The sequence below is a fragment of the Stenotrophomonas sp. RS-48 genome (assembly GCF_030053245.1).
Lineage (GTDB): Bacteria > Pseudomonadota > Gammaproteobacteria > Xanthomonadales > Xanthomonadaceae > Stenotrophomonas > Stenotrophomonas maltophilia_P.
Genome location: NZ_JASGBV010000017.1, coordinates 1 through 11333, shown reverse-complemented (window position 1 = coordinate 11333; position 11333 = coordinate 1). Strand labels below are relative to the sequence as shown.

The 11333-nt window shown below is 67.8% G+C and carries 8 protein-coding genes; 3 read left to right on the top strand and 5 right to left on the bottom strand.

What is annotated here, in order from left to right; all coding sequences use genetic code 11:
* Positions 1 to 246 precede the first annotated feature (246 nt).
* Genes emrB through emrR form a run of 4 tightly spaced genes read right to left on the bottom strand, consistent with a single transcriptional unit; the run spans position 247 to position 4964 of the window.
* Positions 247 to 1833 carry a multidrug efflux MFS transporter permease subunit EmrB gene (emrB, locus tag QMZ25_RS03995; protein WP_053518356.1) on the bottom strand — a complete coding sequence of 529 codons (1587 nt, stop codon included), beginning with the start codon at positions 1831 to 1833 and terminating at the stop codon, positions 247 to 249.
* 7 nt (positions 1834 to 1840) lie between these two features.
* Positions 1841 to 3019: a multidrug efflux MFS transporter periplasmic adaptor subunit EmrA gene (emrA, locus tag QMZ25_RS03990; RefSeq protein WP_053518354.1), complete on the bottom strand. Its 1179-nt coding sequence runs from the start codon at positions 3017 to 3019 to the stop codon at positions 1841 to 1843.
* An 11-nt stretch (positions 3020 to 3030) separates the two neighbouring features.
* Positions 3031 to 4524: a multidrug efflux transporter outer membrane subunit EmrC gene (emrC, locus tag QMZ25_RS03985; RefSeq protein WP_065174708.1), complete on the bottom strand. Its 1494-nt coding sequence runs from the start codon at positions 4522 to 4524 to the stop codon at positions 3031 to 3033.
* The gene (gene emrR, locus QMZ25_RS03980; protein WP_053518351.1) at positions 4521 to 4964 is read right to left on the bottom strand and encodes a multidrug efflux system transcriptional regulator EmrR; all 444 of its coding nucleotides are present in this window, start codon (positions 4962 to 4964) and stop codon (positions 4521 to 4523) included. The genes emrC and emrR overlap by 4 nt, the downstream gene beginning before the upstream one ends.
* Before the next feature lie 145 nt (positions 4965 to 5109).
* Between emrR and QMZ25_RS03975 the strand changes: the two genes are divergently transcribed.
* Positions 5110 to 6018 carry a helix-turn-helix transcriptional regulator gene (locus tag QMZ25_RS03975; protein WP_283219166.1) on the top strand — a complete coding sequence of 303 codons (909 nt, stop codon included), beginning with the start codon at positions 5110 to 5112 and terminating at the stop codon, positions 6016 to 6018.
* A 59-nt stretch (positions 6019 to 6077) separates the two neighbouring features.
* Positions 6078 to 8321: a DNA topoisomerase IV subunit A gene (parC, locus tag QMZ25_RS03970; RefSeq protein WP_053518348.1), complete on the top strand. Its 2244-nt coding sequence runs from the start codon at positions 6078 to 6080 to the stop codon at positions 8319 to 8321.
* 210 nt (positions 8322 to 8531) lie between these two features.
* Here parC and bfr read toward each other — a convergent pair whose 3' ends face one another.
* The gene (bfr, locus tag QMZ25_RS03965) at positions 8532 to 9020 is read right to left on the bottom strand and encodes a bacterioferritin (RefSeq protein ID WP_053518345.1); all 489 of its coding nucleotides are present in this window, start codon (positions 9018 to 9020) and stop codon (positions 8532 to 8534) included.
* 123 nt (positions 9021 to 9143) lie between these two features.
* On the opposite strand from bfr, the gene QMZ25_RS03960 reads away from it, so the two are divergent.
* Positions 9144 to 11333, top strand: a 2190-nt coding sequence (locus QMZ25_RS03960; RefSeq protein WP_283219165.1) for a penicillin acylase family protein, incomplete at its 3' end; no start/stop codon positions are given.

The following is an 11333-nucleotide window of genomic DNA, read 5'->3' as shown; positions in this document are numbered from 1 at the left end:
TTGGTAGACGCACTAGTTTCAGGTACTAGCGGGTAAAACCGTGGAGGTTCGAGTCCTCTCCTGGGCACCACGACTCATGATGATGAAACCCGCGAAAGCGGGTTTTTTCGTTTCCGGAATCCGCAGCGTCAACGCAATGGCGACGCCTTCCGCGCGTTGCGCGAACGCCGCCTGGCAGAACTCACCACAGACAAAAACCCCGCCTTGCGGCGGGGTCGACATACAGCGCCGTGTTTGCGGGCAGTTTCAGTGCCCGCCACCGGCCGCTGCACCGGCACCGGCACCGAACGGCGGCTTGGCCAGCCACAGGAAGGTGATGATGGCCAGGAAGATCCAGCCCAGCAAGAAGAAGATGTCGTTGAAGCCCATCTGCGATGCCTGGTGGTTGATCATGGTGTTGAGCACCGCTGCACCATGCTGCAGGTCACCCTGCCCCATCGCCGCAACCTGGTCCTGCATGCCCGGCTGATAGGCCGAAATGTGTTCGGTCAGATCGGCGTGGTGCACCTGCGTGCGACGTGCCCACAGCCAGGTGGTCAGCGATGCTGCAAAGCTGCCGCCCAGCGTGCGCAGGAACGTGGCCAGGCCCGAACCCGCGGCAATTTCGCGACCATCCAGATCCGACAGCAGGATCTGCAGCACCGGCATGAAGAACAGCGCCACGCCGATGCCCATGATCAGCTGCACGCCGGCCACGTGCTGGAAGTCCACCTGCAGATTGAAGCCCGAGCGCAGGAAGCTGGTCATCGACAGGAACACGAAGGCGATGGTCGCCAGCATGCGCATGTCGAAGCGCGAGGCATACTTGCCCACGAACGGCGTCATGATCACCGGCAGCACGCCGATCGGCGCCGTCGCCAGGCCTGCCCAGATCGCCGTGTACCCCATGTCGCGCTGCAGCCACTGCGGAATCAGCAGGGCCACGCTGAAGAATGCGGCATAGGCCACCACCATCGCCAGCGTGCCGGCGCGGAAGTTGCGGTGGCGGAACAGCTTCAGGTCGACGATCGGGTCCTTGTCGGTCAGTTCCCAGATCAGGAACACCGTCAGCGCCACGACCGCCACGCAGGCCAGCACCACGATCCGGGTGGAGGAGAACCAGTCCTCGTCGTTGCCCAGGTCGAGCACCAGCTGCAGTGCGCCGACGCCGATCACCAGCGTGATCAGGCCGACGTAGTCCATCTTCGGCTTCTCCACGTGTTCCGGACGGCCCTTCAGCTGGTTGCCCACCACCAGCGCGGCGAAGATGCCCAGGGGCACGTTGATCAGGAAGATCCATTCCCAGCTGTAGTTGTCCGTGATCCAGCCCCCGAGGATCGGCCCGCAGATCGGCGCGACCACGGTGATCATCGCCAGCAGCGCCAACGCCTGCCCGCGTTTCTCGCGTGGATAGATCGAGACCAGCAACGACTGCGTGATCGGATACATCGGGCCGGCCACGAAGCCCTGCAGGGCGCGCGACACCACCAGCATGCCCATGCTCTGCGCCAGGCCACACAACAGCGAGGTGATGACGAAGGCCAGCGTGGCCCAGACGAACAGCTTGCGCTCGCCGAAACGGCGGCTGAGCCAGCCGGTCAGCGGCAGTGCGATGGCCGTGCTGACCGCGAACGAAGTGATGACCCACGTCGCCTGCTGCGAACTGGCGCCGAGATTGCCGGCGATGGTCGGCAGCGAGACGTTGGCGATGGTGGTGTCGAGCACCTGCATGAAGGAGGCCATCGCCAGGCCCACGGTGCACAGGGCCACGCTCGGCGGCAGGAACCCGGCGGCCGCACCCGGCGCCGCCGGTGCGCCCGGGCTTCCGGGCGCGGCTGGAGCTTGGGCGGACATGGCGACCTCAGCCCACCTTCGACTGCTGCGGCACGTTGCCCTGGATGATCGAGTGGATCACCTCGTCGGCATCATGCAGCTGCTTGGCATAGACGTCGGTGTCGAACACCGTGCCCTTGGCCGGGGCGCTCGGCAGCACCTCGCCCTTCTGGTCGCGCAGGCTCACCTCGGCCTTCATCGACAGGCCGATACGCAACGGATGTTCGGCAAGCTGCTTGGCATCGATGGCGATGCGCACCGGAACGCGCTGCACGATCTTGATCCAGTTGCCGCTGGCGTTCTGCGCCGGCAGCAGCGAGAACGCCGAGCCGGTCCCCAGACCCAGGCTCTGCACGCGGCCCTTGTACTTCACATCGCCGGCGTACAGGTCAGACTTCAGCTCCACTTCCTGGCCCAGGCGCATGTGGCGCAGCTGGGTTTCCTTGAAGTTGGCCTCGACCCACATCTGCTCGGTCGGCACCACGGCCATCAGTGCGGCACCCGGCTGCACACGCTGGCCCACCTGCACCGAGCGACGGGCCACATAACCGGTGACCGGCGCGACGATGCCGGCGCGGGCATTGTTGAGGTAGGCCTGGCGCAGCTGCGCGGCGGCCGCCTGCACGTCGGGCTGGGTGGCGATCACCGTATCGTCGACCAGCGCACGGTTGCGCTCGACGGTCTCGCGCGAACCGGCCACCGCTGCTTCCGCCGCCGCCAGCTCATCGCGGGCATGGGCGAGTTCTTCGTTGGAGATTGCACCGGTGGCGGCCAGATCCCTGCGGCGTGCGAAGTCCTCGCGCACGCGCTTCAGGGTCACCTGACGGGCATTCAGGTCTGCCTGCGCGCCTTCCACGCTGCGATACAGGCCACGGGTCTGGCGAACGGTCTTGGCCAGGTTGGCTTCAGCCTGCTGCAGGGCCACGGACGTATCGGCCGGGTCCAGCTGCACCAGCAGCTGGCCACGCTCCACGCGCATGCCGTCATCGGCATTGATGGCGACCACGGTGCCTGCCACCAGCGGGGTGATCTGTACAAGGTTGCCCTGCACGTAGGCATCGTCGGTTTCTTCGAACCAACGGCCGAACATGAAATACCACAGCGCCAGTGCGGCAAGCAGCAGCACGACGATGACGAACAGGCCCCGCAGCAGGTTGCTGCGGCGGTTGGAGGCGGCCGGGGCCGCAGTGTCTTGGGTCTGGCTCATGGCGGGGATCTTCAGGAATGCGAGGAATCGGAATGGGAGGCAAGCGGCGCGCGATCGGCATCACTGGGCTGGAAGCCCCCGCCCAGCGCTTTGCTCAGGCGCACCGAGGTCTGCACCTGCTGCGACTGCAGGCTGGCCAGCTGCTGTTGTGACTGCAGCAGGGTGGACTGTGCGGACAGCACATCCAGGTAGCTGCCGATGCCGGCGCGGTAACGCTGCCCGGCCAGGTCGAACGCTGCACGCGCCGTGTCCACGGCCTGCTGCTGCGACTGCGCCTGCTGCGCCAGCGAGCGCACCGCATTGACCTGGTCGGCCACGTCGCGCAGTGCGTCAAGCACCGCCTGGTTGTAATTGGCCACCGCCAGGTCGTACTGCGCATCGGTGTCGGCCAGGTTGGCGCGCAGCTTGCCGCCTTCGAAGATCGGCAGGCTCAGCGCCGGGCCGATGTAGGCGAAGGTGGAACTGCTCTGCAGCAGATCGCCGACATTCGGCGCCACCACGCCGGCCAGCGCGGTCAGGTTGAGGCTCGGGTAGAACTTCGTCCTGGCGACCTTGATCTGCTTGTTGGCCGCTTCCACGCGCCAGCGTGCGGCGACGATGTCAGGACGACGGCCGAGCAGCTCGCTGGGCAGCACGCCTGGCAGCTGCAGGGCCGTCGGATTCAACGGCTGCGGACGCTCGATCGTCAGGCCACGGTCGGGGCCCTTGCCGACCAGGGCGGCCAATGCGGTGCGGGCGGCGTCGATGCGTTGCTGCGCGGCCTGCACCTGCTGTTGCGCGGCGGGCACGCGGGCTTCGGCCTGGCGCACCTGCAGATCGCTGTCGATGCCAGCGCGGCGACGCTGTCGGGTCAGTTCCAGCGACTTCTGCGACCGCGTCAGTTCTTCCTCGGCGACATCGTCGAGCTGCCACGCGTAAGCAAGGTCCGCATAGGCCTGGGCGATGCCGGTGGACAGATTCAGGCGTGCGGCCTGGGCCTCCACGGTGGCGGCATGCGCGCCATCCACGGCCGCTTCCCAGGCGGCGCGCTTGCCGCCCCACAGGTCGATCCCGTAGCTGAAGTCGAAAGCGACCTGGCTGCTGCCTGCGTAGTGGCCACCGATCTCGTCGCCGGCCATCGACTCGGGCAGGCGAAGCCCGGTATAGCCGCCGGAAACGGAGAGACTGGGCAGGCGGTCAGCGCGTGCGGTACCGACCTTGGCCTGCGCCTGGCGCAGACGTGCGTCGGCGGCGTCCAGGCTCGGATGACCGGCCAGGCCTTCGGCGATCAGCGCGTCCAGCTGCGCATCGCCCAATGCCTTCCACCAGTCCTGTGCGGGGAAGCCGGTGGCACTGAGATCGGTGTCGGCCAGGGTGCGCTCGCTGTGCAGGCTGTCCACATCGAGCAGGCGGGCCTGCGGTTCGAGGCCGCGGCTGCTGGCACAGGCGGCCAGCGCCAGCGCCAGCGCCGACAGCAGCAGCGCGCGCCCGGACCGGCGGAATGAGGAATGCGGGATCGGGTTCATGGGGTCGTCAGGGAATCGCGGATTCGGGTCAGGAGGGACAACAGCAGCGTGCGCTCGTCGGCGGACAGATCGCGCAGGGCGTAATCCATCACCGCGTCGCCGCGCAGCTTCAAGCGCGCCCACAGTGCGCGGCCTTCATCGGTCAGCACGATCTGCAGCGCACGGCGGTCCTGCGCATGTGCCTCGCGGCGAACGCAGCCCAGGGCTTCGAGCTTGTCCAGCAGGCGGGTGACGGCACTGGGTACCTGGTCGATGGCCTGGGCCAGTTCGTTGGCGGTACAGGGGGCCATGTTCGAGAGCACCTTCAACCCGATGTAGTGGGTGAAGCCGATACCCAGGTCTTCTTCGGCCATGGACGCGTCAAGCTGGCGGACCAGGCCGTCGCGCACCTGGCGCAGCAGCAGGCCGAAGCTGGGGGGAGTGGTTGCAGGACAGATCATGGGAGTGCATTCTCTTCCAAAAAAAATATTTCTCAATGGAAATATTCGATCTGGCATCGAATGCTGTGTTGCAGCAGCGGGCTGGATCAGTGAAGGCGCCTACCTTAATGGCGCCCCAGGATGGCCCGGTAGTACCATTAAGCCAATGAATGACACATTCCAGCCATCGGAGAGGATGAACAAGGGGGACATCGCCCCGGCCCGGCAGTTGCTGCGCAACGAGGCGCTGGACTGGTTCGAGCGCAACGATGGCCCGCCGGTCGTCGGCTTCCGCTTCGACAGTCCGCAGGGGCTCGCCCGTGAAGTCGACTGGCACCATCACCAGCGTGCGCAGCTGATCTGCGTCGAACGCGGCCTGCTGACCACCCGCACCTCGCATGGAACGTGGTCGCTGGCGCCCGGTTCGGCCGGCTGGATGCCGCCCTTGGAACCTCACACGGTCGCTCTGGACGGCCCGCTGCGTGGCTGGGGCATGGCGCTGGCCGCGCCCGCCTGCACTGCCCTTCCCGCCGCCCCCTGCGTGCTGGGCCTGTCCAGGCTGGCGCAGGCACTGGCGGACCGGATCTGCAGCTGGTCGCTCGACCAGGTCGCCACGCCCGAGCACCAGCACATCATCGAGGTTCTGCTGGATGAGATCCGCACCGCACCGCGCCAGCGCATGCACCTGCCGATGCCGCACGATCGGCGCCTGCTGAAGATCGCCTCGCAGCTGCTGGCCGATCCCTCCGACGAGCGCAGCCTGGCCGAATGGGCGCATTGGGCCGGGCTTTCGCCGCGAAGCCTGACCCGCCACTTCCGCGACGAGACCACGCTGAGCTTCGCGCAGTGGCGCCAGCAGGCCCGTCTGTCCGAAGCGCTGCGGCAGCTGACCGATGGCCGCAGCGTGGCCGATATCGCCCATGCGCTGGGCTTCAGCAGCGCCAGCGCCTTCGTCACCGTGTTCCGCCGCCATTTCGGCCTGCCGCCCGGGCGCTACCTGGCGCGGGCCGGGAATGGACTGGAAACCGGCCTGGACCCTGCGCGCGGCTTGGCATCCCCGGCCGCATCCGGATAATCACAGGATTGCGAGCGGCGACCGCCGTCGCCGCCTCCCGACATAGGTAACAACGCCGCATGACCGAACTTGCCCGCCCCGTGTTCCACGGATTCGAACAACTGCCGTTGCGCGAGTACGCCGAACGCGCCTACCTCGACTACTCGATGTACGTGGTCCTGGACCGCGCCCTGCCGTTCGTCGGCGACGGCCTGAAGCCGGTGCAGCGCCGCATCATCTATTCGATGAGCGAGCTGGGGCTGAATGCCGCGTCCAAGCCGAAGAAGTCCGCACGCACCGTCGGTGACGTCATCGGTAAATACCACCCGCACGGCGACAGCGCGTGCTACGAGGCGCTGGTGCTGATGGCCCAGCCGTTCTCCTACCGCTATCCGCTGATCGAGGGCCAGGGCAACTTCGGCTCCAGCGACGACCCGAAGTCGTTCGCGGCGATGCGCTACACCGAATCCAAGCTGACCCCCATCGCCGAAGTGCTGCTGGGCGAGCTGGGCCAGGGCACCACCGACTGGGCGCCCAACTTCGATGGCACGCTGCAGGAGCCGACGTGGATGCCGGCCCGCCTGCCGCACCTGCTGCTCAACGGCACCACCGGCATCGCCGTGGGCATGGCCACCGATGTGCCGCCGCACAACCTCAACGAGATCGTCAGCGCGCTGCTGCACCTGCTGGACGATCCGGATGCCACCGTGCGCGACCTGTGCGAGCACGTGAAAGGCCCGGACTATCCCTCCAGCGCCGAGATCATCACGGCCGCCAACGATCTGCGCACCCTGTACGAGACCGGCAACGGCAGCGTGCGTGCACGCGCGACGTTCAGCCGTGAAGCCGGCAACATCGTGGTCACCGCACTGCCGTTCCAGGTATCGCCCTCGAAGGTGATCGAGCAGATCGCCGCGCAGATGCGCGCCAAGAAGCTGCCGTGGCTGGAAGACATCCGCGATGAATCCGACCACGCCAATCCGGTGCGGGTGGTGCTGGTGCCGCGCTCGAACCGCGTCGATGCCGAGCAGCTGATGGGCCACCTGTTCGCCACCACCGACCTGGAGCGCAGCTACCGCGTCAACCTCAACGTGATCGGGCTGGATGGCCGTCCGCAGGTGAAGAACCTGAAGATGCTGCTCAGCGAATGGCTGACGTTCCGCAGCAACACCGTCACCCGCCGCCTGCAGCATCGCCTGCAGAAGGTCGAACGCCGCCTGCACCTGCTGGAAGGTCTGCTGGTGGCCTTCCTCAACCTGGACGAGGTGATCCATATCATCCGTACCGAGGACGAACCGAAGGCCGCACTGATCGCGCGCTTCGGCCTGTCCGAAGAACAGGCCGAGTACATCCTGGAGACCAAGCTGAAGCAGCTGGCCCGCCTGGAGGAAATGAAGATCCGCGGCGAGCAGGACGAGCTGGCCAAGGAACGCGAGAAGATCATCGGCATCCTCGACAGCAAGGCCAAGCTGAAGAAGCTGATCCGCGACGAGCTGCAGGCCGATGCGAAGAAGTTCGGCGACGAGCGCCGCTCGCCACTGGTCCAGCGCCAGGCGGCGCAGGCCATCGACGAGACCGAACTGGTGCCGAGCGAGCCGATGACGGTGGTGCTGTCGCAGAAGGGCTGGATCCGCGCCGCCAAGGGTCATGACGTGGACGCGTCGGCCCTGTCCTATCGCGATGGCGATGCGCTGCAGGGCGCCGTGCGCGCGCGCAGCACCCAGCAGGTCGCATTCCTGGACAGCGAAGGCCGGGCCTATTCAACGGCGGTGCACACCCTGCCTTCTGCGCGGGGCAACGGCGAGCCGCTGACCGGCCGTTTCTCGCCGGCGCCCGGCACCAGCTTCGTCACCCTGGCCAGCGCCGAGCCGGACGCACGCTTCGTGCTCGCGTCCAGCCATGGCTACGGCTTCGTCACCCGCTTCGAGAACCTGATCGGCCGCAACAAGGCCGGCAAGGCGATGCTGAACCTGTCCGCCGGCTCGTCGGTGCTGCCGCCGGCGGTGGTCGCCAATGTCGAGAGCGACCGCATCGTGGCGGTGACCAGCTCGGGCAACCTGCTGGCGATTCCGGCCAGCGATCTGCCCGAACTGGACAAGGGCAAGGGCAACAAGATCATCGAGATCCCCAAGGCCAAGCTGGCCACGGAACGCGTGGTCGCCATCGTGGCGATCGGGCCGGGGCAGACCCTGCAGGTGCGCGCCGGCCAGCGCACGATGGGCCTGAAGTTCAACGAGCTCGATGCCTACCTCGGCGCGCGGGCGACCCGCGGCCACCTGCTGCCGCGTGGCTGGCAGAAGGTCGAAGGCCTGTCAGTGGAATGACGCAGCGGGGTCGGATCCCTTTCCAACGGAAGGGGCTCTGACCCCAGCTCTGCCCGCCGGGCATGGCCCGGCGCTACCGAAACGCAGCACCAGACACGAAAAAGCCGGGGCATTCCCCGGCTTTTTCGTTGTCGGCTGGCGGGCGGTGGAGCGGCTGGCGGGCGAAGGCTGGCGAGCGATGCTCCGGTGCTGGCGGGCGACGGTACCGGTTCAGTGCGCCGGGGCGCCGCTGCCGTCGATCTTGCTCAGCTGGTACAGCTCCAGGCCGATGCGCTTGATCAGGCCCAGCTGCTGCTCCAGCCACCAGGCGTGGTCCTCTTCGGTGTCCTTCAGCTGCGCCAGCAGGATGTCGCGGCTCACGTAGTCGCCCTTCTCTTCGCACAGCTTCATGCCGGCGGCGAGGTTGTTGCGCACGGCGTACTCGGTGTCCAGATCCTTCTGCAGCATCTCCTCCACCGTCGTACCCGGCTCGGTCAGGTGCGGGCGCATGTCAGGATCCCCGCCAAGGAACAGGATGCGGCGCAGCAGCGCGTCGGCATGCTGGGTCTCTTCCTCCATCTCGTGGTTCAGGCGCTCATACAGCGCGAACAGGCCCTGGTCCTCGTAACGGCGGGAATGGATGAAGTACTGGTCACGCGCGGCAAGCTCGCCGCGCAGCAGTTCCTTCAGGCAGGCGATGACGTCCGGGTTGCCTTTCATGGGGGGCTCCTGTGAATCGATGCGGCATAGGGTGCCCCATTTCGGGATACGGTGATCTAATCGGAATCAGTCGCAGTTGCGCCTGCGGCTACAATCGGCCCCGGCGTTCGGAAAGGACCTGCAATGCGACGTACATGGCGTTGGCTGCTCGGCGTGCTGATCGCCACCCTGCTGGTGGTGGCCCTGGCAGCGTGGCTGCTGCTGCGCGGCAGCCTGGCCGATCTGGAAGGTGAACATGCCCTGCCCGGCCTAAGCGCAGCGGTCACTGTCGAGCGCGACGCGCTGGGCGTGGTCACCATCACCGCGGGCAGCCAGGCCGACGCCATGCGTGCGCTCGGCCGTGTCCACGCGCAGGAGCGCTACTTCGAGATGGACCTGATGCGGCGCAGCGCGGCCGGCGAACTGGCTGCGCTGTTCGGCCCGAAGGCCATCGAGGTGGACAAGCGCATGCGGGTTCATCGCCTGCGCGCGCGGACCGACGCCCATCTGGAGGCCGCCCTGGGCAGCAACGCCGCGGCGGTGAACGCGTATGTCGATGGGGTCAACCAGGGCCTGGCCGATCTCTCCGTGCGCCCGTGGGCCTACCTGCTGCTGCGGCAGGCGCCGCAGCCGTGGACCGCCAGCGACAGCGTGCTGGCCGGGCTGGCCATGTACGCCGATCTGCAGGATCCGGGCAACCGGACTGAACTGGCGCTCAGCCGCATCCAGGCGGTGGTGCCACCGGCGCTGCATGCGCTGATCGCGCACCAGGGCAGCGAATGGGATGCGCCCCTGTTCGGCGAGCCGCGCGGCAATGCCCTGCTGCCCGATGCAGGGCAACTGGATCTGCGCACGCTGGCCGCCTCGCCCGCCCCCGTGCCGGTGGAAGCCGGCGCAGTGGGCAGCAACAACTTCGCCGTGGCCGGCGCCCTCACTGCCGATGGCCGTGCCATCGTTGCCGACGACATGCACCTGGGCCTGCGTGCACCCGGCCTCTGGTTCCGCGTGCGCCTGCGCTATCCCGATCCGCAGGCGGCCGGTGGCCAGGTCGACATCAGCGGCTTCTCGCTGCCCGGTCTGCCAGCCGTCATCGTCGGCAGCAACGGGCACATCGCCTGGGGATTCACCAACAGCTACATCGACACCGCGGATTTCCGCAACGAACCGGCCACGGCCCCGGTGACGGTCCACGAAGAGCGCATCGCCGTGGCCGGCCAGGATGACGTGGTGTTCCCGGTGCGCGAGACCGCCTGGGGGCCGATCCTGCACACCCACGCCGATGGCAGCGGCGACGCACTGCGCTGGGTCGCACACCTGCCCGGCGCGGTGCGCCTGGATTTCGCCGACATGGCCCGCGCGGGCGACCTGGACCAGGCCCTGCGCGTGGCCGACCGCGCCGGCATTCCTGCACAGAACCTGGTGATCGGCGACCGCAGTGGGCGCATCGCCTGGCGTCTGATCGGCGCCCGTCCGGACCGTGGCTCCGGATGTGCGGCGGCCGGCTACGCGCCAGCGCGCAATGACGCCTGCGCACCCTGGTCGCTGCGCAGCGACGCTGCCCCCGCACTGATCGATCCCGCCGACCACCGTCTGTGGACCGCCAACGGCCGCGTGCTGGACGGCGCCGCACTGGCAGTGGCCGGCAATGGCGGCTACGACCTTGGCGCCCGCGCGCGGCAGATCCGCGACCTGCTGGCGGTCCAGGACCGTTTCGATGAGCACGACCTGCTGGCGATCCAGCTCGATGACCGCGCGGTAATGCTGCAACGCTGGTGGGCGCTGCTGCAGCAGATCACCGCACACAGCAGCGACCCTGCACTGCAGCGCCTGCATGCAGCCAATGCGCACTGGGAAGGACGGGCATCGGTGGACTCGGTGAGCTATCGCATCACCCGCGGCTTCCGTGGCAAGGTGCTCGATGCGGTCGAAGGCGCGCTGCTCGCGCCTGCCCGCGCACAGCTGGGCGCCGACTACCTGCCGCCGCGGCTGCCCGAGCTGGAAGGCGTGGTCTGGCCGATGCTGGAACAGCGCCCGGCACATCTGCTGCCACCCGGTATCGACAGCTGGGATGCGTTGCTGGCGAAGGCCGCACGTGAGCTGGAAGCAGATCTTGCCAGCCAGGGACCGCTGGCCCAGCGCCGCTGGGGAGAGCGCAACACCGCGTCGATCTGCCACCCGGTCAGTCGCGCCCTGCCCGCCTTCGCACGCCGCGCGTTGTGCATGCCGGCCGAGCCGTTGCCCGGCGACCGCGACATGCCACGGGTGCAGGCCCCGGATTTCGGTGCTTCGCAGCGGATGGTGGTCTCCCCCGGTCACGAAGCCGACGGCATCGTG

Coding starts and splice junctions, on each gene's coding strand:
- QMZ25_RS03975 (WP_283219166.1), top strand. CDS start 5,110: ATGAATGACACATTCCAGCCATCGGAGAGGATGAACAAGGGGGACATC.
- emrR (WP_053518351.1), bottom strand. CDS start 4,964: ATGATCTGTCCTGCAACCACTCCCCCCAGCTTCGGCCTGCTGCTGCGC.
- emrC (WP_065174708.1), bottom strand. CDS start 4,524: ATGAACCCGATCCCGCATTCCTCATTCCGCCGGTCCGGGCGCGCGCTG.
- bfr (WP_053518345.1), bottom strand. CDS start 9,020: ATGAAAGGCAACCCGGACGTCATCGCCTGCCTGAAGGAACTGCTGCGC.
- parC (WP_053518348.1), top strand. CDS start 6,078: ATGACCGAACTTGCCCGCCCCGTGTTCCACGGATTCGAACAACTGCCG.
- emrA (WP_053518354.1), bottom strand. CDS start 3,019: ATGAGCCAGACCCAAGACACTGCGGCCCCGGCCGCCTCCAACCGCCGC.
- emrB (WP_053518356.1), bottom strand. CDS start 1,833: ATGTCCGCCCAAGCTCCAGCCGCGCCCGGAAGCCCGGGCGCACCGGCG.